This is a genomic window from Streptomyces sp. NPDC001599, assembly GCF_042893535.1.
Taxonomy (GTDB): domain Bacteria; phylum Actinomycetota; class Actinomycetes; order Streptomycetales; family Streptomycetaceae; genus Streptomyces.
The window spans coordinates 582,171-607,174 of record NZ_JBIAVA010000002.1 but is presented as its reverse complement, the minus strand read 5'-3'; the positions used below and the strand labels follow the sequence as shown (position 1 = coordinate 607,174).

At 71.0% G+C, this 25,004-nt stretch carries 24 protein-coding genes; 10 read left to right on the top strand and 14 right to left on the bottom strand.

The features are described from left to right. Positions 1 to 42 precede the first annotated feature (42 nt). The gene (locus tag ACFYZ3_RS07460) at positions 43 to 2,073 is read right to left on the bottom strand and encodes a bifunctional serine/threonine-protein kinase/glutamate ABC transporter substrate-binding protein (RefSeq protein ID WP_388514554.1); all 2,031 of its coding nucleotides are present in this window, start codon (positions 2,071 to 2,073) and stop codon (positions 43 to 45) included. 165 nt (positions 2,074 to 2,238) lie between these two features. Further along, positions 2,239 to 2,643 (bottom strand): hypothetical protein, encoded by a 405-nt coding sequence (locus ACFYZ3_RS07455; RefSeq protein ID WP_388514552.1) that lies wholly within the window; start codon positions 2,641 to 2,643, stop codon positions 2,239 to 2,241. Positions 2,644 to 2,835: 192 nt separating this feature from the next. Here ACFYZ3_RS07455 and ACFYZ3_RS07450 point away from each other — a divergent pair, with 192 nt between their 5' ends. Continuing rightward, positions 2,836 to 3,438 (top strand): uridine kinase, encoded by a 603-nt coding sequence (locus ACFYZ3_RS07450; protein ID WP_388514864.1) that lies wholly within the window; start codon positions 2,836 to 2,838, stop codon positions 3,436 to 3,438. A 249-nt stretch (positions 3,439 to 3,687) separates the two neighbouring features. Here ACFYZ3_RS07450 and ACFYZ3_RS07445 read toward each other — a convergent pair whose 3' ends face one another. Continuing rightward, positions 3,688 to 4,419 (bottom strand): SigE family RNA polymerase sigma factor, encoded by a 732-nt coding sequence (locus tag ACFYZ3_RS07445; protein WP_388514551.1) that lies wholly within the window; start codon positions 4,417 to 4,419, stop codon positions 3,688 to 3,690. 208 nt (positions 4,420 to 4,627) lie between these two features. On the opposite strand from ACFYZ3_RS07445, the gene afsQ1 reads away from it, so the two are divergent. The 5 genes from afsQ1 (at position 4,628) to ACFYZ3_RS07420 (ending at position 8,499) form a co-directional block, all read left to right on the top strand. Further along, complete coding sequence (afsQ1, locus tag ACFYZ3_RS07440) at positions 4,628 to 5,305, top strand: two-component system response regulator AfsQ1 (protein WP_003974066.1); 678 nt, start codon at positions 4,628 to 4,630, stop codon at positions 5,303 to 5,305. Beyond that, positions 5,302 to 6,909, top strand: a complete 1,608-nt coding sequence (gene afsQ2, locus ACFYZ3_RS07435) for a two-component system sensor histidine kinase AfsQ2 (RefSeq protein WP_388514550.1) — start codon at positions 5,302 to 5,304, stop codon at positions 6,907 to 6,909. Before afsQ1 ends, afsQ2 begins: the two co-directional genes overlap by 4 nt. Continuing rightward, positions 6,909 to 7,520 (top strand): hypothetical protein, encoded by a 612-nt coding sequence (locus ACFYZ3_RS07430; RefSeq protein WP_388514549.1) that lies wholly within the window; start codon positions 6,909 to 6,911, stop codon positions 7,518 to 7,520. The genes afsQ2 and ACFYZ3_RS07430 overlap by 1 nt, the downstream gene beginning before the upstream one ends. Before the next feature lie 128 nt (positions 7,521 to 7,648). Beyond that, a complete protein-coding gene (locus ACFYZ3_RS07425; RefSeq protein WP_388514548.1) occupies positions 7,649 to 8,200 on the top strand; it encodes a VanZ family protein in 552 nt (183 codons plus the stop codon). A gap of 95 nt (positions 8,201 to 8,295) precedes the next feature. Further along, on the top strand, positions 8,296 to 8,499 hold the full coding sequence (locus ACFYZ3_RS07420) for a PspC domain-containing protein (RefSeq protein WP_003974070.1): 204 nt from the start codon (positions 8,296 to 8,298) through the stop codon (positions 8,497 to 8,499). Between the two features lie 85 nt (positions 8,500 to 8,584). Here ACFYZ3_RS07420 and ACFYZ3_RS07415 read toward each other — a convergent pair whose 3' ends face one another. Both ACFYZ3_RS07415 and ACFYZ3_RS07410 read right to left on the bottom strand, forming a co-directional pair. Then, positions 8,585 to 8,953 carry an ATP-binding protein gene (locus ACFYZ3_RS07415; protein WP_093456860.1) on the bottom strand — a complete coding sequence of 123 codons (369 nt, stop codon included), beginning with the start codon at positions 8,951 to 8,953 and terminating at the stop codon, positions 8,585 to 8,587. 140 nt (positions 8,954 to 9,093) lie between these two features. Further along, positions 9,094 to 10,284, bottom strand: coding sequence for an adenosine deaminase (locus ACFYZ3_RS07410; RefSeq protein ID WP_388514547.1), 1,191 nt, complete (start codon positions 10,282 to 10,284; stop codon positions 9,094 to 9,096). Between the two features lie 135 nt (positions 10,285 to 10,419). Between ACFYZ3_RS07410 and ACFYZ3_RS07405 the strand changes: the two genes are divergently transcribed. Continuing rightward, positions 10,420 to 11,181, top strand: coding sequence for an alpha/beta hydrolase (locus ACFYZ3_RS07405; RefSeq protein ID WP_388514546.1), 762 nt, complete (start codon positions 10,420 to 10,422; stop codon positions 11,179 to 11,181). Positions 11,182 to 11,202: 21 nt separating this feature from the next. Here the strand turns inward: ACFYZ3_RS07405 and ACFYZ3_RS07400 are convergent, their stop codons facing one another. Then, entirely contained in the window at positions 11,203 to 12,156 is a 954-nt protein-coding gene (locus tag ACFYZ3_RS07400; RefSeq protein WP_385964352.1) for a LysR family transcriptional regulator, read from the bottom strand. Positions 12,157 to 12,219: 63 nt separating this feature from the next. Between ACFYZ3_RS07400 and ACFYZ3_RS07395 the strand changes: the two genes are divergently transcribed. Further along, a complete protein-coding gene (locus ACFYZ3_RS07395) occupies positions 12,220 to 13,530 on the top strand; it encodes an MFS transporter (RefSeq protein WP_388514544.1) in 1,311 nt (436 codons plus the stop codon). A gap of 107 nt (positions 13,531 to 13,637) precedes the next feature. Next, on the top strand, positions 13,638 to 14,642 hold the full coding sequence (locus ACFYZ3_RS07390) for a sigma-70 family RNA polymerase sigma factor (protein ID WP_361003328.1): 1,005 nt from the start codon (positions 13,638 to 13,640) through the stop codon (positions 14,640 to 14,642). Here the strand turns inward: ACFYZ3_RS07390 and ACFYZ3_RS07385 are convergent. Continuing rightward, a complete protein-coding gene (locus tag ACFYZ3_RS07385) occupies positions 14,535 to 14,921 on the bottom strand; it encodes an STAS domain-containing protein (protein WP_356860253.1) in 387 nt (128 codons plus the stop codon). The two genes, ACFYZ3_RS07390 and ACFYZ3_RS07385, sit on opposite strands and share 108 nt — an antisense overlap. Before the next feature lie 134 nt (positions 14,922 to 15,055). On the opposite strand from ACFYZ3_RS07385, the gene ACFYZ3_RS07380 reads away from it, so the two are divergent. Then, positions 15,056 to 15,976, top strand: a complete 921-nt coding sequence (locus tag ACFYZ3_RS07380) for an AEC family transporter (RefSeq protein ID WP_388514543.1) — start codon at positions 15,056 to 15,058, stop codon at positions 15,974 to 15,976. 1 nt (position 15,977) lies between these two features. Here ACFYZ3_RS07380 and ACFYZ3_RS07375 read toward each other — a convergent pair whose 3' ends face one another. The 7 genes from ACFYZ3_RS07375 to ACFYZ3_RS07345 form a co-directional block, all read right to left on the bottom strand. Beyond that, the gene (locus ACFYZ3_RS07375; RefSeq protein WP_388514863.1) at positions 15,978 to 16,562 is read right to left on the bottom strand and encodes a Uma2 family endonuclease; all 585 of its coding nucleotides are present in this window, start codon (positions 16,560 to 16,562) and stop codon (positions 15,978 to 15,980) included. Positions 16,563 to 16,653: 91 nt separating this feature from the next. After that, a complete protein-coding gene (gene ltrA / locus ACFYZ3_RS07370) occupies positions 16,654 to 18,438 on the bottom strand; it encodes a group II intron reverse transcriptase/maturase (RefSeq protein WP_388514541.1) in 1,785 nt (594 codons plus the stop codon). A 750-nt stretch (positions 18,439 to 19,188) separates the two neighbouring features. Further along, the gene (locus tag ACFYZ3_RS07365; protein ID WP_388514862.1) at positions 19,189 to 20,466 is read right to left on the bottom strand and encodes a thymidine phosphorylase; all 1,278 of its coding nucleotides are present in this window, start codon (positions 20,464 to 20,466) and stop codon (positions 19,189 to 19,191) included. 30 nt (positions 20,467 to 20,496) lie between these two features. After that, positions 20,497 to 20,889 carry a cytidine deaminase gene (locus tag ACFYZ3_RS07360; RefSeq protein ID WP_388514540.1) on the bottom strand — a complete coding sequence of 131 codons (393 nt, stop codon included), beginning with the start codon at positions 20,887 to 20,889 and terminating at the stop codon, positions 20,497 to 20,499. Continuing rightward, positions 20,886 to 22,160 (bottom strand): ABC transporter permease, encoded by a 1,275-nt coding sequence (locus ACFYZ3_RS07355; protein WP_388514539.1) that lies wholly within the window; start codon positions 22,158 to 22,160, stop codon positions 20,886 to 20,888. The genes ACFYZ3_RS07360 and ACFYZ3_RS07355 overlap by 4 nt, the downstream gene beginning before the upstream one ends. After that, positions 22,157 to 23,281: an ABC transporter permease gene (locus tag ACFYZ3_RS07350; RefSeq protein ID WP_388514537.1), complete on the bottom strand. Its 1,125-nt coding sequence runs from the start codon at positions 23,279 to 23,281 to the stop codon at positions 22,157 to 22,159. Before ACFYZ3_RS07350 ends, ACFYZ3_RS07355 begins: the two co-directional genes overlap by 4 nt. Then, entirely contained in the window at positions 23,281 to 24,900 is a 1,620-nt protein-coding gene (locus ACFYZ3_RS07345; protein ID WP_388514535.1) for an ABC transporter ATP-binding protein, read from the bottom strand. Before ACFYZ3_RS07345 ends, ACFYZ3_RS07350 begins: the two co-directional genes overlap by 1 nt. Between the last annotated feature and the right edge of the window lie 104 nt (positions 24,901 to 25,004).

Genomic DNA, 25,004 nt, shown 5'->3' with positions numbered 1-25,004 from the left:
CGACGGGCCGCGGCTCCTCCCCGTCCGGAGGAGCCGCGGTCTTCACTGGGCCGAGCAGGGCCTCAGTTCCGGCCGGCTCGGCGCGGTCTTCCGTCCCGTCAGCGGGGACAGGTCCTTCATGTACATCTCCGCCCACTCCTTTCCGCCCAGGATCTCCTGGAGCCCCGAGCACACCTTGCTCTTCAGGAGAGGGTCGTCCTTCCGCATCGCCACCCCGTAGGGTTCCGTGCCCGCGCCGCTGGGCAGCAGTTTCAAGTGCGCCGGATCGTTCTGGGCGTACCCGGCGAGAAGAACGTCGTCCGAGGCGACCGCGTACACGCTCGATCGCTTGTCCAGCAGTCTTTCCACGCACTCCTTGTAGGTGTCGGGCTGCCACTTCCCCGTGGTGTACCCGTCCTCCTTCAGCCTGTCCGCGTACGTGGAGTCCCGCGCCGTGCACACCTCGACCTGGTTCCGCTTCACGTCGACGGCTTCGCCGAGGTCGTACTTCGCGGAGTTCTTGCGGACCAGGAGGCTGCTGCCCGCCTTGTAGTACGGGCCGACGAAGCTGATACCGTCCCGCTTCTCGCGCTCGGGCGTCATGCTGTACGAGGCGACGACCAGGTCCACCTCCCCGTTCTTCAGCTTGCTCGCCCGGTTGGCCGTGGTCACCCCGTAGAAGTCCACCTGTTCCCTGTCGTAGCCCAGTTTGTCCGCGAGGGCGTAGGCGATGTCGACGTCGAACCCGCTCCACACGTCGGTGTCCTTGTTGTAGAAGCTCAGCCCGGGCTGATCCTCCTTGGCACCGATCGTCAGCCGCTTCCTGGCGCTCTTCCACTGCTCCCACGCCTGCTCCGCGTCGCCTCCGGCGGATCCCGCTCCCTGCTGCCCGGCGGCGTCGTCCTTCTCGCCCCCAAAGTCGCCTTGGGAGACGAGCCAGCCGCCGCCGGCCAGCAGGACGACACACGCCGCGGCGGCCGCCACCTTCCAGCCCGACAACCGCCCGCGGCCGCCGGCCGCCGGCACCGGCGACGACTCGGAGGGGACGGCCTCGGAGGAGGGCGCGGCGGGCACGGCGGGCGCCGGTGCGGTCACCGCGGGCACCGATGCGGGCGGCGTGGGCCGGGCCGTCGGCGGGTGTGCGGGCGTGGCGGCCCTGGCGGGGGTCGGCGTGCCGGGGTCCGCGAGGACATCCCGGAGCATCTCCTCCGCCGTGGCCGCGTCCAGGCGCCTGTCCGGGTCCGTCGTCAGCAGCCCCTGGATGACCGGGCCGAGGGGGCCGGCGTACCGCAGGACGGGGTCGGGCGACTGCTGGATGCTCGCCTGCACCTCCCAGACCTCGTTGCCGCCGAAGGGCAGGCGGCCCTCGACCATCTCGTACAGGGTGACGCCCAGGGCCCACAGGTCGGAGGCGGAGGTGGGGCCGGGGGCGGCGGGGGCGAAGAGTTCGGGCGCCAGGTAGGGGGGCGTGCCGATGATGCCGCCGTGCCGGGTCACCCGGTCCGCGCCCTCGAAGGTGGCGATGCCGAAGTCCACCAGGACCACCTGGCCGCCGTCCCGCACCAGGACGTTGCCCGGCTTGACGTCGCGGTGCAGGACCGAGGCCTCGTGGACCGCCCGCAGGCCCTGGGCCATCTGGAGGGCGATGTCCGCGGCCCTGGGCACGCCGAGGACCCGGTCGCGGCTCAACAGGTCGGCCAGCGACCGCCCTTCCAGCAGCTTCATCACGATCCAGACCTGGTCGGCGGTCTCGATCTGGTCGTGGACCGTCACCACGTTCTGGTGCTCGATCTTGGCGAGCGCCTCCGCCTCCCGGCGGGCCCGCTGTATCGCCGCCTTCTGCGTGTCCGGGGTCATGGCCCGGCGGTCGAGGAGCCCCTTCACCGCGACGAACCGGCGCAGCCGCCGGTCGTGGGCCTTCCAGACCTCGCCCATGCCGCCGCTGCCGATGGGCTCCAGCAGCTCGTAGCGGCCCTCGATCACCGTATGGGGGACGGATGGACCGCCGTGGGAGAAGTCGGCCGGCCGCCGGTCCTCGGGCTGCCCCTCAGTGCCGCCGCCGTCAGCCCCGTTGAATCCGTCGTCGTTGTGCACCCGGCCCCCTTGCACCTCTTGCGCGAAACGTGGATCACCACAGATTAGACGGCCGCCCCGCGGAACCCGCGTGGCGAAGGGGCAGAGCGAACCGGCGCTCGCGGCAACGGAGACGGGCCGCGACTTCCCTCGGGGGAAATCGCGGCCCGGCGTAGGCGCACCGCGTCAGCGCAGCAGCTCCGTCACCTGCCCCAGCACCGGCACGCTGCCGAGGGACTGGGCCTGGGCGACCGGGCCGGTCAGGGCCGTCGAGGTCAGCGGCTGGAAGTCGGCGACCTTCGTGCCGACGCCGTTGTCCAGCGGGTCGACGCCCGTGCCGGCCAGCGGGTTGGGCTTGAGGTCGGCGACCGGGCCGGTGACGTAGCCGACGGTGCCGGTCACGGCCGCCAGGCCTGCCTGCGGGTCGATGTTGCCCAGGGACGTGGGGCGGGTGTGCGCCAGACCGGCGATGGTCTCGCCGCCGTCCGCGGAGGCCGTGGCCGCTCCTGCTGCCAGGGCGGTCCCGGCGGTCGCCAGGGCGACCAGGGCGCGCTGTGCGTGCGGGGTGCGGGGGGACGCGTGTCGGGCCATCGCTGCTGCCACCTCTTGGTGTGGATTGCTACGGACTGCCCTGTAAACAGCGCACACCGTGATCAGGTCACCGCGCAGCGCAATCGAAATGTGACGCGTGCGGCAAAGTCCACCCGCGGGGTCGTACGGCGGCCGTCGGATGCCTCAGACTGGTGTCCCGTGAGCTCCCATCCGCCCATACCCACGCGAGTCGTGCTGCTCTGCGGCCCCTCCGGCTCCGGCAAGTCCCTCCTCGCCGCGCGCTCCGGCCTCCCGGTGCTGCGCCTCGACGACTTCTACAAGGAGGGCACCGACCCGACGCTGCCGACGGTGCCCCTGAGTTCCGACATCGACTGGGACCACCCGGCGTCGTGGGACGCGGACGCGGCGGTCGCCGCCATCCGGGAGCTGTGCCGCACGGGGCGTACGGACGTGCCCGTCTACGACATCTCGCTGAGCGCCCGCACCGGCGAGGAGACCGTCGACATCGGACGGACGCCGCTGTTCCTCGCGGAGGGCGTCTTCGCCGCGGAACTGGTGGAGCACTGCCGGGAACTGGGCGTGCTGGCCGACGCGCTGTGTCTGAGCCGGGGCCCGCTGACGACCTTCCGCCGCCGGTTCCTGCGGGACCTGCGCGAGGGCCGCAAGTCGGTGCCGTTCCTGCTGCGCAGGGGCTGGCGGCTGATGCGTCTTGAGCGGTCGGTCATCGCCCGGCAGACGGCCCTGGGCGCCCACGCCTGCGACCGGGACGAGGCGATGGGCCGGCTGGCGGCCGCGGCGGCGGGCCGGTGCGCCACCGCCCGTACGACGGCGTGAACGGCCCCGCGGGGCAAGGCATCTGGACGCACACGCGAAAGCGGGACTGGACGGACCCCCCGGCCCTCCAGTCCCGCTCCCTTTCCACCCCCGTGGATCCCCCGTGATCCCCGTCCCCCGTGTCCCCCGTTGTTCCCCCGTGGTGCTTCCCCGTGAGTAAGAGCCCGGGTCCCTCCCCCTGATACACCCCGGCTCGAAACTTTTTTCACGGGCCCCGCCCCCTCGGGCCGGTCCCCCCGGCCCGTACCTTCAGGCGACCAGTTCGCCGAAGGCGTCCTCCTGGTCACGGCCGAAGCTGAGGACCTCGTCCTCGCGCAGCCGGCGCAGCGAGCGCCAGATGCTGGACTTCACCGTGCCGACGCTGATGTCGAGGATGTCCGCGATCTCCGGGTCGGTGCGGCCCTCGTAGTAGCGCAGGACCAGCATGGTGCGCTGGAGTTCGGGCAGCCGGGCGAGCGCCTGCCACAGGACGGTGCGCAGCTCGGTGCCGCGCATCGCGTCCATGTCGCCGGGCGTCTCCGGCAGTTCCTCGGTCGGGTACTCGTTGAGCTTGCGGCGCCGCCAGGCGCTGATGTGCAGGTTGGTCATGGTGCGGCGGAGGTATCCGCCGACCGCGGCCTTGTCGCTGATCCGGTCCCACGCCCGGTAGGTCGAGAACAGTGCGCTCTGCAGCAGGTCCTCGGCCTCGAAGCGGTCGCCGGTGAGGTGGTAGGCGGTCGCGTACAGGGAGGAGCGGCGCTCCTGGACGTAGGCGGTGAACTCCGCCTCCGACAGGGAGCGGCGCTCCCCCCGGTCCCCCGTGTTCCCCGTATCCCCCGTGTTCGCGTCAACCACCGTCATGTACGCGGTGTGCTGACGCCCGGTGCCGCGAGCGCACCCCCGCCCGCTCACGGCACCGGACTTCTCGGAACCCCGGTGTGCGTGCACGTCGTGCAGACGCGTGACCACTGCGCTGGTGTTGGTGCCCTTCAGCGTGTTCATCTCGCGCCCCCCGTCGTGGACTGCCGGTTGCCTGTGACGAAAAGCTTGCCGCGGTGACTTCATGGCCGTGTCCGCCGACTGTCACAGAGCTGTCACAGGGGTCCGTCACCGCTGCACCACCCTTCCTTCACAGGGTCCGGCGGCGTCGTGGGGCCCCAACCGCACCCGCAGGTCGAACACCGGCCCCCTCATGGGCCAGAATGAGCGCGTGCCTTCCCTGTTGCTGATCGAGGACGACGACGCCATCCGTACGGCCCTGGAGCTCTCCCTGACCCGCCAGGGCCACCGGGTGGCCACCGCTGCCAGTGGTGAGGACGGTCTGAAGCTGTTGCGCGAGCAGCGGCCGGACCTGATCGTGCTGGACGTGATGCTGCCCGGCATCGACGGTTTCGAGGTGTGCCGTCGCATCCGGCGCACCGACCAGCTGCCGATCATCCTGCTGACCGCGCGCAACGACGACATCGACGTGGTCGTCGGTCTCGAGTCGGGCGCCGACGACTACGTCGTCAAACCCGTCCAGGGCCGGGTGCTGGACGCCCGGATCCGGGCCGTGCTGCGGCGCGGGGAGCGGGAGTCGACCGACTCGGCGAGCTTCGGCAGCCTGGTCATCGACCGCTCGGCGATGACCGTGACGAAGAACGGCGAGGACCTCCAGCTGACGCCCACCGAGCTGCGGCTGCTCCTTGAACTGAGCCGGCGGCCGGGGCAGGCGCTGTCCCGGCAGCAGTTGCTGCGGCTGGTGTGGGAGCACGACTACCTCGGTGACTCCCGGCTGGTGGACGCGTGCGTGCAGCGGCTGCGCGCCAAGGTCGAGGACGTGCCGTCGTCCCCGACCCTGATCCGTACCGTGCGGGGTGTCGGCTACCGGCTGGATCCGCCTCAGTGACACGGGAACACCAGGGGGGTACCCGCGGCCTGGCCGCGGCGCGCAAGGGATTCTGGTCCGGGCTGCGCTTCACCAGCTTGCGCCTGAGGCTGGTCCTCGTCTTCGGTCTGGTCGCGCTCACCGCCGCCGTGTCCGCGTCCGGCATCGCGTACTGGCTGAACCGGGAGGCGGTGCTCACCCGCACCCAGGACGCCGTGCTGCGGGACTTCGAGCAGGAGATGCAGAACCGGGCGGGCGCGCTGCCCGAGCACCCCACGCAGGACGAGGTGCAGCACACGGCGGGGCAGATGGCCAACAGCAGCCAGCGGTTCTCGGTGCTGCTGGTCGCCGAGAACGCCGACGGCACCGCCGTGTACGGCAGTTCCGGCGGCCTGGGCGGCTTCGCGCTGTCCGACGTGCCCGAGTCGCTGCGCACGGCCGTGAACAAGGAACAGAAGGTCACTTCGGCCAACAAGCATCCGTACCACCTGTACTGGCAGCGGATCACCGACGACGGCAGCCCGTACCTGGTGGCCGGCACGAAGGTGATCGGCGGCGGACCGACCGGCTACATGCTCAAGTCGCTGGAACCGGAGGCGAAGGACCTGAACTCGCTCGCCTGGTCGCTGGGGATCGCCACCGCGCTCGCCCTGCTGGGCTCCGCACTGCTCGCGCAGGCCCTGGCGACGACCGTACTGAAACCGGTGCACCGGCTCGGGGTCGCGGCGCGGCGGCTGGGCGAGGGGAAGCTGGACACCCGGCTGCGGGTGTCCGGCACCGACGAGCTGGCCGACCTGTCCCGCACGTTCAACAGCGCCGCCGAGAACCTGGAGAAGCGGGTCGCGGACATGGCGGGCCGGGAGCAGGCCTCGCGGCGCTTCGTCGCGGACATGAGCCATGAGCTGCGTACACCGCTGACGGCGCTCACCGCGGTGACGGAAGTGCTGGAGGAGGAGCTGGAGTACGCGGGCGAGGGCGACGGGGAGGGCGGGAGTTTCGACCCGATGGTCGAGCCCGCCGTGCGGCTGGTGGTGAGTGAGACGCGGCGGCTGAACGACCTGGTGGAGAACCTGATGGAGGTCACCCGCTTCGACGCGGGCACCGCCCGGCTGGTCCTGGACGACGTCGACGTCGCCGACCAGATCACCGCCTGCATCGACGCCCGGGCCTGGCTGGACGCCGTCGACCTGGAGGCCGAGCGCGGGGTCCACGCCCGCCTCGACCCGCGCCGTCTGGACGTCATCCTCGCCAACCTGATCGGCAACGCGCTCAAGCACGGCGGGTCGCCGGTCAGGGTGTCCGTGGCGCGGGCGGACGACGAGATCGTCATCCGGGTGCGGGACAACGGTCCCGGCATCCCCGAGGACGTCCTGCCGCACGTCTTCGACCGTTTCTACAAGGCGAGCGCCTCCCGGCCGCGCTCCGAGGGCAGCGGGCTCGGCCTGTCCATCGCCCTGGAGAACGCGCACATCCACGGCGGTGAGATCACCGCCGAGAACGCCCCGGAGGGCGGTGCGGTGTTCACCCTGCGGCTGCCGCAGGACCCGTCGCCGCCCGCCGACGAGGACGGCGGGGCCGACGAGGAGACGGCGGACCAGGGCAAGGACGCGAAGGGACAGGTCTGATGACCGTACGCCGTCTGCCGGCCCTCTCCGGGCTCGCGGTACTGGCCGTGCTGCTGACCGGGTGCGGCATCCGGGCCACCGAGGTGCCCACGGACTACGGTCCCGCGCCGTCGCGGGTGCGCTGCTCGCTCGCCGAGCCGGACGTGTCGACGCGGACCACGCCCGGGCTGCCGGCGCAGGTGTTCCTGCTGTGCGGCTCGTCGCTGGTGGCCGTGGACCGCACGGTGCGGGTGCCGGACGGAGCGTCGGACTCGGGGCGGCGCGTGCTGGTGGCCCAGGGGCTGCTGGACGAGCTGGCGGCCCAGCCGTCGGCAGCGGAGAAGGAGGCCGGTTACACGTCGGACGTGCGCCGCGGGATCACGGTGGCGGGACCGCGTTCCGGCGATCCCGAGGACACGCTGCGGCTGGGTACCGATCCCGACGACCTGACCTCGTACGCGCTCGCGCAGGTGGTGTGCACCTTCTCCGACTCCGCCGCGGCCGAGGGCGACGGCTCGGTGATCCTGGCCGGGCCCACCGACCGGTCCGCCCGCCGCTACTCGTGCACGGACGAGGTCCGGGCCCGGCCGGGCAGCAACGAACCGCCCGCCGACGAGGTCGCGGGCGGCTGACGGGCCACACACCGCGCGGCACGGGGCGGGTGCCGCGCGAAGGCCGTGCGGGAGCCATGTGGCGCAAGCCTCACCCTTGCGTGTAGGAGCCCGGAACCGCGCACGGCGGAGGGTGCGTCTAGGGGGACGTGCAGCGTCATGGGTTCCTCGGCGGCAGCGCCGCGCTCCGCATCCGTGTGACAGGAAGTGTTCTCCTGGTCGCACATCTCGCGTTCGTCGCCTGGTACGCGCTGCGGCCGCTGGACGTCCCCTGGGTACTGCCGCCCAACCTGGAGCCGTTCGCCGGGATCCGCGCCGACCTGGCGCTGGGCGGGGGCGCGGCGGCCCGTTCGCTCGGCGGCTCGCTGGCCCTGCTGGCACCGCTCGGCGTCCTGCTGCCGGTGGCCGGCGGGCGGCTGCACGTCTCGCCGCTGGCGTCCCTGCTGCGCACCGCGGCCGCGGCCGCCCTGCTGTCGGTGGGCATCGAGCTGCTCCAGACCGGGGTGCCCGGTCAGGTCGTCGACATCGACTCGGTGCTGCTGAACACGGTGGGCGTGGCCCTCGCGCACCTCGCCGTCGTCCCGGCGGCCCGGGCCCGGCTCCGCCGCTGGTACCGGCAGGGCGGGCGGGAGGGCGTCCTCCAGGAGGAGCCCGCTCAGGGTCGGACCCCGACGATTCCCAGGGTCGGTATCGCCCCGTAGAGCGACGCTTTGTGCGGTTCGTCTCCGTAGCGTGGAAGGCAGATGAAGGGGAAGCCGGAGGGCAGCCCCACCCACACGCTCACGAAGGAGCCGCGATGTCCAGCCTCGCCCGCCCCACCCACGGCCGCATGATCGGCGGAGTGTGCGCCGCGCTGGCCCGGCGCTTCGGCACCTCCGCCGGCACGATGCGGGTGATCTTCCTGGTCTCCTGCCTGCTGCCCGGCCCGCAGTTCCTGCTCTACCTGGCCCTGTGGATCCTGCTCCCGTCCGAGGAGAAGGCCGCCCGTACGGCCTGGTGAAAGACGTACCACCCCTCTGGTACACCGATGGGGCGCACCCGGCGACCGGGTGCGCCCCTTCGGCGCGTACGGGAGGCGGTGGTGCTCAGCCGCCCAGCGGGAGGCCGTTGACCGGCAGGCCCTGGGTGGGCAGCCCCTTCAGCGGCACACCGCCGAGCAGCTTGGCGACCGGCTCGGTCGGGCCCTCGGCGAGCTGCTCGGCGACCACCTGCTCGACCACCGGCTGCGCGACGGTCAGACCGGTGTGGGAGATCCTGCGGCCCTGCTCCAGCACGTTGCCCGCGCCGGGCGCCACCTGGGAGACGGTCTCCGCGGGGAGGGTGCGGGCGACGGAGTCCACCGTCTGCGCGGTGTCCGGGAGCTCGGGGGCCGCGGTGGCCGCGCCCGCGCCGGCGGCGGCGAAGGCGGCGCCGAGGGCGGCGACGCCGAGGGTCTTGGCAGCAGACTGCTTCATGAAGATGCGTCCTCGTAATGGGGTGACGGGGATGTGAGCGGTCCTTGACCGTAAACACGTCCCGCCCCCGGCGGCAAACATCGAAATGCGGACGGATGGCGAATGCCCGTCCGCGTTTCCGTATTACCGTCGTCCCGCACTCAGCCGTCGGACTCCGAAGAACCGCTGGTCGAAGCCGTCTGCTGGAACAGCCATTCGGACTTCAGCTCGGCATATCCGGGCTTGATGACGTCATTGATCATGGCCAGTCGTTCATCGAAAGGAATGAACGCTGATTTCATCGCATTGACGGAGAACCACTGCATGTCGTCGAGCGTGTAGCCGAATACCTCGACCAGGTGCTCGAATTCCCGGCTCATACTGGTGTGGGACATGAGCCGGTTGTCGGTGTTGACGGTGGCCCGGAAGTGCAGCCGGCGCAGCAGCCCGATCGGGTGCTCGGCGTAGGAGTCGGCGGCGCCGGTCTGGAGGTTGGAGCTGGGGCACAGCTCCAGCGGGATCCGCTTGTCCCGGACGTAGGAGGCGAGCCGCCCGAGCTTGACCGAGCCGTCCTCGTGGACCTGGATGTCGTCGATGATGCGCACCCCGTGCCCGAGCCGGTCGGCGCCGCACCACTGGAGGGCCTGCCAGATGGAGGGCAGCCCGAAGGCCTCGCCGGCGTGGATCGTGAAGTGGTTGTTCTCCCGCTTCAGGTACTCGAAGGCGTCCAGGTGCCGGGTGGGCGGGTAACCCGCCTCGGCGCCCGCGATGTCGAAGCCGACCACGCCGAGGTCGCGGTAGCGGTTGGCGAGTTCGGCGATCTCCAGGGAGCGGGCGGCGTGCCGCATGGCGGTCAGCAGGGCGCCGACCCGGATGCGGTGGCCGTTCTCCCGGGCGCGCCGCTCGCCCTCCCGGAAGCCCTCGTTGACGGCCTCGACGACCTCTTCGAGGGTCAGCCCCCTCTCCAGGTGCTGCTCGGGCGCGTACCGCACCTCGGCGTAGACGACGCCGTCCTCGGCGAGGTCCTCCGCGCACTCGGCGGCGACCCGGACCAGGGCGTCGCGGGTCTGCATGACGCCGACGGTGTGGGAGAAGGTCTCCAGGTACCGCTCCAAGGACCCGGAGTCGGCGGCCTGCCGGAACCAGGTGCCGAGCAGGTCGGCGTCGGTTTCGGGAAGGTCCGCGTAGCCCGTCTCGCGGGCGAGTTCGACGACCGTGCCCGGCCGCAGCCCGCCGTCGAGGTGGTCGTGCAGCAGGACCTTCGGCGCCCGGCGGATCCGGTCCGGCGACGGGGTCTTCGAGACCGTCGCGGTGTTCGCCGCGGCGCTCTTCTCGGTGCTTTGGCTCGTCATTTGCGCACTCTAACTCCTACGCGCGTAGAACACCGGGTGAATGCCGGGACCCGATGCGGTGTACGGACTCCCCGATATGTAACGGTGACCGCGCGGACGGGTTCCGTACACCCGGTCTTCTGAGAATCTTCTGACATGGCACAGCAAGCGACGCCGGTCCGTCGGGCCCGGCTGGGGCGGACGCTCGGTCCGGAGGGGACGGCGGTGAGCGGCGTGGTGCTGCTGCTCCCCGAGGGGGACGAGGTCTCCGACCGCAGGCCCTCCGCGCTGCTCGCGGCCGCGTCCGTGCGCGCGTTGGGGCGCAGGCTGGCGCGTGCGGGCCGGGAGGAGGGTCTGGCCGCGCATGTCGTGCACTACCGCTACCGAGGCTGGAACGGCGCCGAGGCCCACCTCGCCCGGGACGCCGAGTGGGCCGCCGACGAGGCCGTACGGCGTTACGGCGACGTACCCGTCTGCCTGGTCGGCACCGGCATGGGCGGCCGTGCGGCGTTGCGCGCGGCGGGGAACGAGGCCGTCAACTCGGTGCTGGCGATCGCCCCTTGGCTGCCGGAGGACGACGTGGCCGCGCCACCCGAACCGGTGAAGCAGCTCGCCGGGCGGCAGGTGCTGATCGTGCACGGCACGAACGACGGGCGCAGCGACCCGGAGTTGTCCTTCCGGCTCGCCTCCCGGGCGAAGAAGGCGAACCGCGGCGTGTGCCGGTTCGAGGTGCATTCCGACGGCCACGGGTTGCGGCAGTACCGGGACGAGGTCGCCGCGCTGGCCGAGGACTTCGTGATGGGCGTGCTGTTCGGGCAGTCCTTCTCGCGCCCGGTGGAGGACGCCCTGGCCGCTCCCCCGCCGCTGGGGCTGCGGATGCCGTTGGCGGCGGGGTTCGGGAAGTCGTTGCGGCGGTGAGCGTCCGCGCCCGTCGCGAGTTCAGGAGGGCAGCAGACTGCCCCTCCTCGACAGCAGGAACCTCTTGAACGCCGCCACCGGCGGTGTGTCCGTGCGGCCCGCCAGCCAGGCCACGCCGATCTCACGGGCGGCGCGCGGAGCGGTGACCGTCAGTTCGACGACGCCGGGGCGGGGCACGGCGGGCGGCGGCAGCAGGGCGACGCCGAGACCGGCCGCGACCAGGCCGCGCAGCGTCTCCGCCTCCTCCCCCTCGAAGGCCACCTTGGGCCGGAAACCGGCCTCCTTGCACAGCGCGTCGGTGATGCGCCGCAGGCCGTAGCCGGGCTCCAGGGTCACGAAGATCTCGTCGGCGGCCTCGGCGAGGCGGATGCGCCGGCGCCCGGCCAGGGAGTGGTCGGCCGGGACGACCAGGCGCAGCTTCTGCTCGTCGAGGCGGCGGGCGACCAGGTCGGGGGCGTCGGGGACCGGGGAGGTGAGGCACAGGTCCAGCTCCCCCGCGCGCAGGCGCTCCAGCATGGCCTCGCCGTAGTTCTGCACGAGGCTGAAGCGGACCCGGGGGTGGTCGGCGCGGAAGGCGTGCAGCAGGCCGGGGACGGTCTCGGCGCCCATGGTGTGCAGGAAGCCGAAGGCGACCTTGCCGGTGGCCGGGTCGGCGTCGGCGCGGACCTCGTCGGCGGCCCGCTCGACCTCGGCGAGGGCACGCTCGACGGAGCCGAGGAAGGTCCGTCCGGCGACGGTCAGCGCGAGGGTGCGGCCGCGGCGGACGAACAGGTCGACGCCGAGGTCCTCCTCCAGGCGGACGAGGGCGCGGGAGAGGGTCGACTGGGGGACGTTCATCTCCTGGGCGGCCCGGGTGACGTGCTCGGTGCGGGCCACACCGGCGAAGTGTGCGAGGCGGGGCGCGAGCAGCGCGACGATGTCTTCTGTGTCACCGGACGGTGACAGGCGGGGCCGTGAGCTTTGCTGATGCACCATGGGAACGATTATGGCCATTCCATGCATTGGACGGATGAGTAAGGGACTTCGTACCTTCGTGGCATGACTCCCGCCGATACCGGGGCGTCCACGGTCGTGGACGCCGCCTCCGCCGCCTCCGCGGTCCCCGACTCCACCGGCTCCTCCGACTCGCGCATGGCACCGGGCGGCCCCGGCTACCGCCGGATGAGTCTCGCGCTGTTCCTGGCGGGCGTCGCGACCTTCGCGCTCCTGTACTCCACCCAGGCCCTGCTGCCGCTGATCTCGGGCGACCTCGGCGTGACGGCGAGCGACGCGAGCTGGACCGTGGCCGCCGCGACCGGCGGCCTCGCGGTGTTCGTGCTGCCGATGAGCGCGCTGTCGGAGCGGTTCGGACGGCGTACGGTCATGACGGCGTCGCTGGCGGTCGCGGTGAGCGTCGGGCTGCTGGTGCCCTTCGCCCCGTCGCTGCCGGCACTGGTCGCGCTGCGGGCGGTGCAGGGCGCGGCCCTGGCCGGGCTCCCGGCCTCGGCGACGGCGTACCTCGCGGAGGAGGTCCGGCCGCGGGCGCTGGTCACCGCGATCGGCCTGTTCGTGGCGGGCAACAGCGTGGGCGGGATGAGCGGCCGGGTGATCACCGGCTGGGTCGCCCAGGAGTGGGGCTGGCGGGTCGCCGTCGGGGTCATCGGCCTGGTCGCGGTGGCGTGCGCGGTGGCCTTCCGGCTGCTGCTGCCGGCGCCGAAGCACTTCACCCCGGGCTCGTTGCGCCCGCGCGTGCTGGTCCGCACCGTGCGCGACCACCTCGCCAACCCGCTGCTGCGCCGCCTGTACGCGATCGGCGCGCTGTTCATGACGGTGTTCGGCGGCGTCTACACGGTGATCGGCTACCGCCTGACCGAGGCACCGTTCTCCCTCCCGCAGGGCCTCATCGGCTCGATCTTCCTGGTCTACCTGGTCGGCACGGTCTCGGCCTCGACGGCCGGCCGTCTGGTGGACCGTCTGGGCCGCCGCGGGGCGCTCTACCTGGGCGCGGGGACGACGGCGGCGGGCCTGCTGCTGTCCCTGGCGCCGTCCCTGCCGCTGGTCCTCCTCGGCCTGGTGCTGATCACGGCGGGCTTCTTCGCCGGGCACGCGGTGGCCTCCTCGGCGGTCGGCAAGACCGCCCGGCACGGCCGCGCCCAGGCCTCGGCGCTGTACCAGTCCGCCTACTACGTGGGTTCCAGCGCGGGCAGCACGGTCGGGGCGGTGGCCTTCCACTCCGGCGGCTGGGCCGGCACGGTCGCGGTGGGGGTGCTGGCGGTGCTGGGCGTCGTGGTCATCACGGTCTCGGGGTCGCTGGCGGCCCGCCGCCAGGCCGCGGGCACGCCGGTGAGGGCTCTGGGTCTGCCGCGCTGACCTGCGCCTTTGTTGACTGCACAGGCCATTGTCAGTCCCCTGCGGTAGCTTCCGAAGTGCGAGGCGCGAAGACGCGCACGACGGGACGCCACAGGGGTGGGTGGACGATGACCAACGGCACCGTGACGACGGAGCTGGACTCCGCGCTGGAGAAGCACCGGCCCGAGCTGACGGGGTACTGCTACCGGATGCTCGGTTCCTCCTTCGAGGCCGAGGACGCGGTGCAGGACACGCTGGTCCGCGCCTGGCGGAGCTACGACAAGTTCGAGGGCCGCTCCAGCCTGCGCTCCTGGCTGTACCGGATCGCGACCAACGTCTGCCTGGACATGCTGACCGCGGGCAACAAGCGGGCGCGTCCGATGGACCTGACGGACTCGACGCCGCTGGCGCAGGCCGCCCTGTCCCCCCGCCCGGACCACACCTGGCTGGAGCCGATGCCGGACGCCCGCGTGCTGCCGCAGACCGCCGACCCGGCCGAGGCCGCGGTCGCCAAGGAGTCCGTGCGACTCGCCTTCATGGCCGCCCTCCAGCAGCTGCCGCCCAAGCAGCGGGCGGTGCTGATCCTGCGCGAGGTGCTGGCATGGCGGGCGAGCGAGGTCGCCGAGCTGCTCGGCACGTCGGTCGCCTCCGTCAACAGCGCGCTCCAGCGGGCCCGCGCGACGCTCGCCGAGCGGGCGGACCGGGGCGCCGACGCGGCGGTCTCCGACCCGTTGGACGAGGAGCAGCAGAAGCTCCTGGAGCGCTATGTCGCGGCCTTCGAGGGCTACGACATGACGGCGCTGACGGCACTGCTGCACGAGGACGCCGTCATGACGATGCCGCCGTTCGACCTGTGGCTGGCCGGCCCGGCGGACATCACCGGCTTCATGACGACGCTCGGCGCCGCGTGCGCCGGGTCCCGGCTGCTGCGGGTGGAGGCCAACGGGCTGCCGGCCTTCGCGCACTACAAGCCGGACCCGGAGGCGGGCGGCTTCGCGCCGTGGGCGGTCCAGGTGCTGGAGATCTCAGACGGCCGCATCACCGGGTTCCACTGCTTCCTCGACACCAAGCGGTGGTTCCCGCTGTTCGACCTGCCGCTCCGTCTCGAAGCGGAGGCCGACGAGGTCCAGTAGGGCGTGCAGGGCCGGATCGGGGTCGCGCAGCCGGATCCGGCCCCCGGCCCGCCGGGCGGTGAGCTCCAGTCGGGCCAGCAGGTCGACCACGGCGAGCCCCGGCGGCCCGAGACCGCCGACGTCGCAGACGACCACCCCGGCCCGGGTGCTTTCCAGCAGCGCGCGCACCTCGTCGCAGAACCGGGGCGTCTCCCCTCGGGAGACGGGCCCCGGCAGCACGAGTACGGCGGGTGTCACGGCGTCCACGTGCGGTAGACCGGGCGTCGGCCGGGAAATCATCGGTGCCGAGGCCGTCGGGGATCACATTGACCTGGGCGTGCCCTCCACCAGAGGGTTCGCTGTATGCCCCACATACCCTCTCCCGCCCCCGCCGCGCCGCCCGGTACCCGCCTCTCCGTCCGCGAGGAGGTGCCGTGCAGGGGGTGCTGACCGGCTTCGCGGTCATCGCGGTGGTGATCGGGGTGGGCTATGTGCTCGGCCTGCGCGGCCACCTCGGTCCCCAGGGCCGCGAGGTGCTGACCAAGCTCGCCTTCCACGTGGCCTCCCCCGCGCTGCTGTTCACCACGCTCGCGACGGCCGACCTGTCGGTGGTCTTCTCCGCCCGGCTGCTGGTGACGGCCCTGTCCACGGTGGCGGTGGCCGGTGCGTTCGTCGCGGTGGGCGTCGCACGGGGCTGGGGCGTGGGCCGTACGACGATCGGCGCGCTCTGCTCCGGCTACGTCAACTCCGGCAACCTCGGCATCCCGATCGCCGTGTACGTCCTGGGCGACGCCTCGCTGGTGGCGCCGGTGCTGCTGTTCCAGCTGGTGCTGGTGACGCCGGTGGCGGTGACGATCCTGGACCTGTCGCGCGGGGGCGCCGAGGGCACCCTGTGGCGGCGCCTGCTGACGCCGCTGCGCAATCCGATAGCGCTGGGCTCACTCGCCGGGGTCGCGGTCGCCGCGAGCGGCCTCGAGGTGCCCGACCCGGTCATGGACCCGGTGACGCTGATCGGCAACATGTCGGTCCCGGCGGTGCTGCTGGCCTTCGGCATCGGCCTGTGCGGCTCCACGATGCCGCTGCGGGGCGTGGAACGGCGGCCGGTGCTGCTCGCGGTCGCGCTGAAGGCGGTGGGCCAGCCGGCGGTGGCCTGGGCGCTGGCGTCGGGGGTCTTCGGTCTGCGGGGCCCCCAACTCCTCGACGTGGTGGTGACGTCGGCACTGCCCGCCGCGCAGAACCTGTACACGTACGCGTCGACCTACGGGGTCGGCGAGCGGCTGGCGCGGGACGCGATCCTGGTGTCGACGGTGGTGTCCGTGCCGGTGCTGGTGGGGGTGGCGGCGGTTCTCGGGTGAGTCAGGCCTCTGGGAACCCGCCGGTGTCGATGGTCAGGTCGAAGGGTGCGGGGAGCGTGAGGGGGTCGCCGAACTTCGCGGCGCTCAGCACCCGGTAGACGTCACCCTTCGGTTCGCCGTACAGCGTCGCGGTGGGGCCGCCGGGTGCCCAGCGGTCGACGAGGAGGTAGAGGGGGATCCCCGCGGTGGCGTAGGCGGCGGGCTTGCTGATGCGGTCGTGCCGGGCGTTGGACTTGGAGGTGACCTCGACGACGAGTTCTGCCAGGGCGGCGGGGATGTGGGTGTCGGACTCCGTGTGGTCCGGCAACTGCGTCACCACGAGATCCGGGATCAGCATCCCGAGGCGGGACGGCACCGAAAGCGCGAGAGTCTGATAGATCCCCCACCGGTCAGGGATCACCGCATACAGACGGCGCTGAATGCGATCAGTGATGTCGTTGTGAGGCAGTCCCGGAGCTGGTGACACGGTGATGATCCCCTCGATGATCTCCACCTTGCTGCCCTCGGGCCAATCCATCTCCTCCCAGAACCGGACGAGGTCGTCCCAGTTCTGGTCGGGCTCCTGGCTCACGGTGAGTGCGCTCAGTCGGGTAGCCGGAGGGCGTTGCCGCCCCCCGGCCCCCTCAGAACCGGACGTGCGACTGTTCACCGCATCCGGCTCAAGCGGGCCCCTGGAGTCACGCGGGTCGGTCATCTTGCCTGGCCTTCCTGTGATCGCCGGCGTGGTGCTGGCGATGGCAGTCAGCGTGTACGAGGCGAAGGTTCGTCCGCTCGTCCGAGCCGCCGTCGCGCCGATAGATGAAGTGGTGCTTGTGCAGCGGCTTCATCGATGCCGAAAACCACGCGGCCCACTCGCGAGGGTTGTCCGGTGAGTATTCGGCGTCGGGGATCAACGGCTGTTTGCACAGCGGACAGATCCCCTTCTGGCGGGATGCGAGGGTGATGGTCCACCTGTCGGCGGTCCCGGGCATCCTCTTGCGACGGCGACTCACCCAGTAGTCGGCCAGCGAGGGGTCGTCAGGAGAGTTGCCTTCCTTGACGATCACGTGCCGGACGATTCTGGTCCAGTTGAACTTGTAGAGGTAGGTGCCGGTATCCCGGTCACCGAATACCCACTGGTCCTTCCGGGTCGAGTTGAAGACGCCGTAGTGCTTGGCCAAGCGCCAGCTCTTCGGCTTGTTCGGGTGGGAGTGCTTGACCCACTTCTGCGTGAGCGTCCACACGTAGAAGTCCAGGGACTTGAAGGTCTCCTTGGACACCACCGTCCGGTAATAGGTGGCCCAACCCTTGATGATCGGGTTGAGCTTTCTCACCACAGCCGCAGCGTTCGCCCCTCTCAGGCCGATCACTTCACTGCGGAGCCGTTCCCGAACCCTCCTTACGGCCGCCTTACTCGGCTTGATCAGCAGGATGCCGTTGTATCTCCTGATATTGAACCCGAGGAAGTCGAAACCTTCTTCAAGGTGGATGACGGAAGTCTTCTCCTCGTTGAAGGCGACCCCCCGCGGGACCATCCATTGAGACAACTGCTCCTTGACCCGGCGCGCCTCTTCTTCACTGTGACAGAACACAGCGAAGTCGTCTGCGTACCGGACCAGCACCGGGGCATCTCTTCGGGACTTGTTGGATCGTCCCTCTGCGAGGTGCCCGGCTGCCGTTTCCATGCCGTGCAAGGCCACGTTGAGCAGCAGTGGGCTGATGACACCGCCCTGAGGAGTTCCCTCCTCAGTGGGCGAGAGCCGTCCGCAGTCCATCACTCCCGCTTTGAGCCATCCTCGGATTGCATCCCGTGCAGGGAAGGCCCCGATGAGGTTCATCAAGTGGTCGTGTGAGATGCGGTCGAACGCCGCCGTCAGGTCCGCGTCGAGCACCCATAACCGCTTGGCCCGTTTCTGGCCTGCGACGATGTAGATAGCGCCGATCGCGTCATGACAACCCCGGCCGGGGCGGAAGCCGTAGCTTCGTTGTTCGAACCGGGCTTCCCACTCGGGTTCCAGTGCGTTCTTGACGCGGGCCTGGCGGACCCGGTCACGGATGACTGGAATACCCAAGGGTCGCTGCTTTCCGTTGGCCTTGGGAATGTACACGCGCCGGACGGGCAGGGGTTTTCCAGGGGAGCGTTCCGCTGTCATCTCAGCAGCCAGCCGTCCTCGCGCGATCGGAGTGAGCGCGCGTTCCTGATCGATCCCGGCCGTCCGACGGCCTGTGCTCTGCTGCGTTACCCGCTTCACACTCACGAGCGTGTTCGAGTGGGACCGCAGCATGAGCTTCTGCAAGTTCCGGACCTTCTTCAGGTCCCCTTCCCGCGTGGCTGTGAAGATGCGCTGCCTCAGTCGCCGTACCGACGCCTCAGCTTTGGCCCAGTCGATGCTGTGCCAGGTCTGGGCGTAGTCCTCCGGTCCGTTCGCCGTCGTAGGAGGCAGCGCCGCCGTAGCGGTCACTGCCACACCTGCCTTCGGCATCCAACTTGCCCTTCGGTTCGGGGTTCTTCGCAGTTCTTCCTCACGGGCCTACCTGATCCGCGTGGGCTCCCTTTCGGGCCGGGGCATCGTGCCTCGTATCCGACGAGTTATGGGACACGGCTGGGGACCCCGCGTCCTTTTCCTCTGGGCTTTCGCCCTGTCGGCGTTCGCTTCTCGGATCATCCTGTCCCGCTGGAGGCTTGGTCCTTCGTTACCTCCGGATTACCGGGATCAACTCCCGGGCTCCAACGGGGTTTCCACGTTCCGCTCCCACAAGATGCGACCGGGGTGGGCTCCCTCTTAATCCCGGGCCCGACGGTGCCCTCCCCCTTCGGCCCCAATCCTCAGGGGTCGTCGTGCGCTCTTCCGCGCCAGGGCCTGTCTGCCGCCGACAGCTCACCATCGACGCGGCACAGGAGTTACGGGACTTCTTCAAGGGTTCATTTTCATTAGCCCGTCCGGTCTTCCCCTCGCTTGTTGCGACCCGATGGCCGGGCTGCTCTTGAGCTTTCCCTTCCGGCTTCACACCCCGCCGTTACCAGCGACGCATGCGGAAGTGGGGACGGACCTTGGACACTGGTCCGGGATGACCTACTCATGATCTTCTTCCCCTTGCAGGTCATCTACTTGGGTGGAGCGACTTCGTGTCGCACTGGCGGTTCTCCTATCGGTGCGTCACCGATCCCAGCATGCCGAACGGGACCGGCACTGGTCTACCGGCCCCGTTCGCCCGAATGGGGAATCCGCAGGTCAGGCGATACGTTCCCGCACCACCGGCGAGGCCGTGAAGTCCGTGCCCGCCGGGGCGACGTCGTACGCGCCCTCCACCGCCGCGAGCGCGTACTCGAAGCGGTCCGGGGTGTCCGTGTGGAGGGTGAGGAGGGGCTGGCCCGCGGTGACCGTGTCGCCGGGCTTGGCGTGGAGCTCGACGCCCGCGGCGGCCTGCACCGGGTCCTCCTTGCGGGCGCGGCCCGCGCCCAGGCGCCAGGCGGCGACGCCGACGTCGTAGGCGTCGAGGCGGGTCAGGACGCCGGAGGCGCCCGCCTTCACCACGTGCTGCTCCTTCGACCTGGGCAGCGCGGCGTCCGGGTCGCCGCCCTGGGCCGCGATCATGCGGCGCCAGACGTCCATCGCGGAGCCGTCGGCCAGCGCCTTCGCCGGGTCGGCGTCCTTCAGGCCCGCGGCGTCGAGCATCTCGCGAGCCAGGGCGAGGGTCAGCTCGACCACGTCGGAGGGGCCGCCGCCGGCCAGGACCTCGACCGACTCGCGGACCTCCAGGGCGTTGCCCGCGGTCAGGCCGAGGGGGGTGGCCATGTCGGTGAGGAGCGCGACCGTCTTCACGCCGTGGTCGGTGCCGAGGCCGACCATCGTGGACGCCAGTTCTCGGGCGTCCTCGATGGTCTTCATGAAGGCGCCGGAGCCCACCTTCACGTCCAGGACCAGCGAGCCCGTGCCCTCGGCGATCTTCTTCGACATGATGGAGGAGGCGATCAGCGGGATCGCCTCGACCGTGCCGGTGACGTCGCGCAGCGCGTACAGCTTTTTGTCGGCGGGGGCGAGACCGTCACCGGCCGCGCAGATCACCGCGCCGGTGGTGTCCAGGACGTTCAGCATCTCCTCGTTGGACAGGAGGGCGCGCCAGCCGGGGACGGACTCCAGCTTGTCCAGGGTGCCGCCGGTGTGGCCGAGGCCGCGGCCGGAGAGCTGCGGGACGGCCGCGCCGCAGGCCGCCACCAGGGGCGCGAGGGGCAGGGTGATCTTGTCGCCGACGCCGCCCGTGGAGTGCTTGTCGGCGGTCGGGCGGGACAGGGACGAGAAGTCCATGCGCTCGCCCGAGGCGATCATCGCGGCGGTCCAGCGGGCGATCTCGCCGCGGTTCATGCCGTTGAGCAGGATCGCCATGGCGAGGGCCGACATCTGCTCGTCGGCGACCTCGCCGCGCGTGTAGGCGTCGATGACCCAGTCGATCTGCTCGCCGCTCAGCTCACCGCGGTCCCGCTTGGTGCGGATGACGGAGATGACGTCCATGGCCATGTCTGGCTTTCCTAACGCGAGTTACTACTTGGTGAGGTGGTCGGGACCGAAGGCCTGCGGGAGCATCCGGGACAGGGGCAGGATCCCCTCCGGGGTCTCAAGGAGCAGCTCCGGGCCGCCGAACTCGTACAGGAGCTGGCGGCAGCGGCCGCAGGGGACGAGTACGGCGCCCTCGCCGTCGACGCAGACGAAGTGCGTCAGCCGGCCCCCGCCGGTCACCTGCAACTGGGAGACGAGCCCGCACTCGGCGCACAGGCCGATGCCGTAGCTGGCGTTCTCCACGTTGCAGCCGGTGACGGTGCGGCCGTCGTCGACGAGGGCGGCGGCGCCCACGGCGTACCCCGAATAGGGGGCGTACGCCCGGGACATCGCGTCCCGGGCCGCCGTGCGCAGCTCCTCCCAGTCGGCCCCGGTCACTTGCCCTGGCCCTTGCGGTACTGCATGCCGTCCGCCTTGGGCATCCGCAGCCGTTGTGCGGACAGCGCGAGCACGACGAGCGTGACGACGTACGGCGTGGCGGAGACGACCTGGTTGGGGACCTCGTTGGTACCGGCGTACCAGGCGAAGACCAGGGCGCCGACGACGAAGGTGATCGCGGCCTTGACGTACTTCTTGCGGATCACCAGCCAGATGGCACCGGCGACCAGCAGCAGCGCGCCGAGCAGCAGCAGCGCGTGCACGTTGGCGGAGCCGCCGCGCAGGTTGAGGCTGTCGGTGTAGCCGAAGAGACCGGCGCCGATGGCGAGGCCGCCCGGCATCCAGTTGCCGAAGATCATCGCCGCGAGGCCGATGTAGCCGCGGCCGCTGGTCTGGCCCTCCAGGTAGAAGGGGTTGGCCACGATGGACAGGAAGACGCCGCCGAGACCGGCCAGTCCGCCGGAGATGATCACAGCGAGGTACTTGTACTTGTAGACGTTGACGCCGAGGGACTCGGCCGCGATCGGGTTCTCGCCGCAGGAGCGCAGGCGCAGGCCGAACGGGGTGCGCCACAGGATCCACCAGGTGGCGGGGATCAGGGCGACCGCGATCAGGGTGAGCCAGGAGACGTCGGTGACCAGGCCGCCGAGCAGGCCCGCGATGTCCGAGACGAAGAACCAGTGCTGGTCGTTGAGGCTGTCCAGCCAGTCCGACAGGCCCGGGATCGAGAAGTGGCCGAGGGAGTCGACCGGCGGGGACTGCTTGGCCGAGCCGCCCTGGTGGCCCTCGAAGGCGAGCGGGGCCAGGTAGCGGGTGGCGCCGAGGGCGAGGATGTTGATGGCCACACCGGAGACGATGTGGTTGACGTTGAAGGTGATCGTCACGATGGCGTGCAGCAGACCGCCGAGGCAGCCGCCGACGATGCCGACGAGCACGCCGGTCCACGGGCCCCACTGGAAGCCGGCCCAGGCACCGAACCAGGTGCCGAGGATCATCATGCCTTCGAGGCCGATGTTGACGACGCCCGCGCGCTCGGCCCACAGACCGCCGAGACCGGCGAGGCCGATCGGGACGGCGAGCTGGAGGGCGGTGGACATCTGGCTGACGTTGGTGATGCCGTTGGCGCCGGTGATCAGGCGGACGATCGAGGTCAGCGCCAGGGCTCCGGCGATGACCAGGAGCAGCACGGGCCACGACATGCGGCGGCCGGTCCGTGGTGCGTGCTCCAGCGACGGCTGGTTGACGTCGGTCGCTGTGGTCGGAGCGGTCATCGGCCGGCCACCTCCTTCTTCGAGTTGTCGGTGGCGCCCAGGACGTGTCCGGCGGCCAGCTCCGCGCCGACCCGGCGCTGCTGGCGGCGCAGGCCCCACTCGCGGACGGCCTCGTAGGAGACGACGACCGAGAGGACGATCAGGCCCTGCATGATGACCGCGATCTCCTTGTCGTAGCCGTGGAAGTCCAGCTCGGGCGAGGCCTTGTCGAGCCAGGCCCACAGCAGGGCGGCGAAGGCGATGCCGACCGGGCTGTTGCGGCCGAGCAGGGCGATGCCGATGCCGAGGAAGCCGATGCCGGTGGGGAAGTTGAGGCTGTAGGTGTGGGTGTCGCCGAGCAGGATCGGCAGGCCCGCGAGACCGGCGAGGCCGCCGGAGATGAGCATCGCGGTGAGCACCATGCGCTTGGGGTCGACACCGCTGGCCGCGGCGGCGGACTCGGAGGCGCCGGAGGCGCGCAGGTCGAAGCCGAAGCGGGTGCGGTTGAGGACCAGCCAGTAGCCGATGCCGAGCAGTACGGCGAGGACGACCAGGCCGTAGATCTCACCGGCCGCGCCCATGTCGATGCCGGGGATCCAGCCGGACTCGTGCATCTCGCCGGTGGTGTTGTTGTTGCCGATCTTGACGCCGAAGACGTCGGGCAGCCACAGGTAGCCGATGACGGCGGTGGCGATGGAGTTGAGCATGATCGTCGCGACGACCTCGCTGACACCCCGAGTGATCTTCAGGACGCCGGCGATGCCGGACCAGAACGCGCCGGTGAGAACGGCGGTCAGGAGCAGCAGCGGGACCTGGAGGCCGGCCGGCAGGTTGGCGTGGGCGCCGACGATCGCGGCCATCATGGCGGCGAGCTGGTACTGCCCGTCGACGCCGATGTTGAAGAGGTTCATCCGGAAGCCGATGGCCACCGCGAGGGCCGCGATGTAGTACATCGACGCCTGGTTGACGATCAGGACCTGGATGTCGGAGAAACCGGCCTGCTCGAACATGAGGGCGAACGGTTCGACCGGGTTCTTGCCCGAGGCGATCAGGACGATCGCGCTGAGCACGAAGGCCACGGCGAGCGCGATGACCGGTCCGGCCACCGCGAGGAGCACGCGCTCCTTGTCGAACTTCTTCATCAGCGGGCCTCGTCTTCCGGAGACTCGGGGGACTCAGGGGCCTCGGGGGACTTGAGCGACTTGGACGGCTGGGACGGCTGCGACGCCTTGGACGGCTTGGGGGTCTCCTCGTCCTCCAGGTGTCCGGAGGCCGCGCCGGTCATCGCCGAGCCGAGTGCCTCGGGGGTGATGGTGGCGGGGTCGGCGTCCGCGACCAGCTTGCCGTCGTAGATCACCCGGAGGGTGTCGGACAGGCCGATCAGCTCGTCCAGGTCGGCGGAGATCAGCAGCACGGCGAGACCCTCGCGGCGGGCCTCGCGGATGTGGTCCCAGATCGCCGCCTGCGCGCCGACGTCCACGCCGCGGGTGGGGTGGGCGGCGATGAGGAAGCGCGGCTTGTGGCTCATCTCGCGGCCGACGATCAGCTTCTGCTGGTTGCCGCCGGAGAGCGAGGCCGCGGTGACGTCGATGCCGGGGGTCCGGACGTCGTACGTCTCGACGATGCGGCGGGTGTCCTGCTGGGCGCTCTTGAGATCCAGCCAGACGCCCTTGCTGTTGGGCTTCTCGGTGACGTGGCCGAGGATGCGGTTCTCCCAGAGGGGGGCCTCCAGGAGCAGCCCGTGGCGGTGGCGGTCCTCGGGGATGTAGCCGACGCCCTGCTCGCGGCGCTTGCGGGTGGGCAGCGCGGTGATGTCCTGGTCGAGGAAGCGGATGGTGCCGGAGTCGGCGTGGCGCAGCCCGATGAGCGCGTCGACCAGCTCGGTCTGGCCGTTGCCCTCGACACCGGCGATGCCGAGGATCTCACCGGCGTGGATGGTGAAGGAGATGTCGTCGAGCAGCGCCTTGCCGCTGGGCGCGGACAGGCGCAGCGTGTCGACGGTGAGGACCGCGCGGTCGGTGACCGTGGACTCCGCCGTCTGGGGGGTGGGCAGCTCGCTGCCGACCATCAGCTCGGCGAGCTGGCGGGGCGTGGTCTCGGCGGGGACGGCCGTGCCGACCGTCGTGCCGCGGCGGATGACGGTGATCTCGTCGGCGACCGAGAGGACCTCGCCCAGCTTGTGGGAGATGAAGATGACGGACAGGCCCTCGGCCTTCAGCTCGCGCAGGTTGTCGAAGAGGGCGTCCACCTCCTGCGGCACCAGGACGGCCGTGGGCTCGTCGAGGATCAGCGTGCGGGCGCCGCGGTAGAGAACCTTGAGGATCTCCACGCGCTGGCGGGCGGCGACGCCCAGCTCCTCGACCAGGACGTCGGGGCGCACGCCGAGGCCGTAGCGCTCGGACAGCTCCTTGATCTTGCGGCGGGCCCTGGCGCCGATGCCGTAGAGCTTCTCGCTGCCGAGGACCACGTTCTCCAGGACCGTGAGGTTGTCGGCGAGCATGAAGTGCTGGTGGACCATGCCGATGCCGCGGACGATCGCGTCGGCGGGCGAGGAGAAGGCCACCTTCTCGCCGTCCACCGCGATGGTGCCCTCGTCCGGCTTCTGCATGCCGTAGAGGATCTTCATCAGCGTGGACTTGCCGGCGCCGTTCTCGCCGACGAGGGCGTGGACGGTGCCCTTGCGGACGGTGAGGTGGATGTCGTGGTTGGCCACGACTCCGGGGAAACGCTTGGTGATCCCGGCGAGTTCGACGGCGGTCACCGAATCGTTGACCGCCGCTCCGGCCGGAGGGCTGCTGGACGCGTTGATGGCGCACTCTCCTGGGGACGGGGGCCGTCTACGCGCGTAGCGCCCCTACGGCATCT

What these genes read in the sequence shown, in the direction of transcription:
- ltrA (WP_388514541.1), bottom strand. Translation starts at nt 18,438, where the DNA reads ATGCCGAAGGCAGGTGTGGCAGTGACCGCTACGGCGGCGCTGCCTCCT.
- ACFYZ3_RS07415 (WP_093456860.1), bottom strand. Translation starts at nt 8,953, where the DNA reads ATGAAGCAGTCTGCTGCCAAGACCCTCGGCGTCGCCGCCCTCGGCGCC.
- ACFYZ3_RS07455 (WP_388514552.1), bottom strand. Translation starts at nt 2,643, where the DNA reads ATGGCCCGACACGCGTCCCCCCGCACCCCGCACGCACAGCGCGCCCTG.
- ACFYZ3_RS07350 (WP_388514537.1), bottom strand. Translation starts at nt 23,281, where the DNA reads ATGAAGAAGTTCGACAAGGAGCGCGTGCTCCTCGCGGTGGCCGGACCG.
- ACFYZ3_RS07430 (WP_388514549.1), top strand. Translation starts at nt 6,909, where the DNA reads ATGACCGTACGCCGTCTGCCGGCCCTCTCCGGGCTCGCGGTACTGGCC.
- ACFYZ3_RS07405 (WP_388514546.1), top strand. Translation starts at nt 10,420, where the DNA reads ATGGCACAGCAAGCGACGCCGGTCCGTCGGGCCCGGCTGGGGCGGACG.
- ACFYZ3_RS07355 (WP_388514539.1), bottom strand. Translation starts at nt 22,160, where the DNA reads ATGACCGCTCCGACCACAGCGACCGACGTCAACCAGCCGTCGCTGGAG.
- ACFYZ3_RS07395 (WP_388514544.1), top strand. Translation starts at nt 12,220, where the DNA reads ATGACTCCCGCCGATACCGGGGCGTCCACGGTCGTGGACGCCGCCTCC.
- ACFYZ3_RS07420 (WP_003974070.1), top strand. Translation starts at nt 8,296, where the DNA reads ATGTCCAGCCTCGCCCGCCCCACCCACGGCCGCATGATCGGCGGAGTG.
- ACFYZ3_RS07385 (WP_356860253.1), bottom strand. Translation starts at nt 14,921, where the DNA reads ATGATTTCCCGGCCGACGCCCGGTCTACCGCACGTGGACGCCGTGACA.
- ACFYZ3_RS07390 (WP_361003328.1), top strand. Translation starts at nt 13,638, where the DNA reads ATGACCAACGGCACCGTGACGACGGAGCTGGACTCCGCGCTGGAGAAG.
- ACFYZ3_RS07410 (WP_388514547.1), bottom strand. Translation starts at nt 10,284, where the DNA reads ATGACGAGCCAAAGCACCGAGAAGAGCGCCGCGGCGAACACCGCGACG.
- ACFYZ3_RS07400 (WP_385964352.1), bottom strand. Translation starts at nt 12,156, where the DNA reads ATGGTGCATCAGCAAAGCTCACGGCCCCGCCTGTCACCGTCCGGTGAC.
- ACFYZ3_RS07445 (WP_388514551.1), bottom strand. Translation starts at nt 4,419, where the DNA reads ATGAACACGCTGAAGGGCACCAACACCAGCGCAGTGGTCACGCGTCTG.
- ACFYZ3_RS07365 (WP_388514862.1), bottom strand. Translation starts at nt 20,466, where the DNA reads ATGGACGTCATCTCCGTCATCCGCACCAAGCGGGACCGCGGTGAGCTG.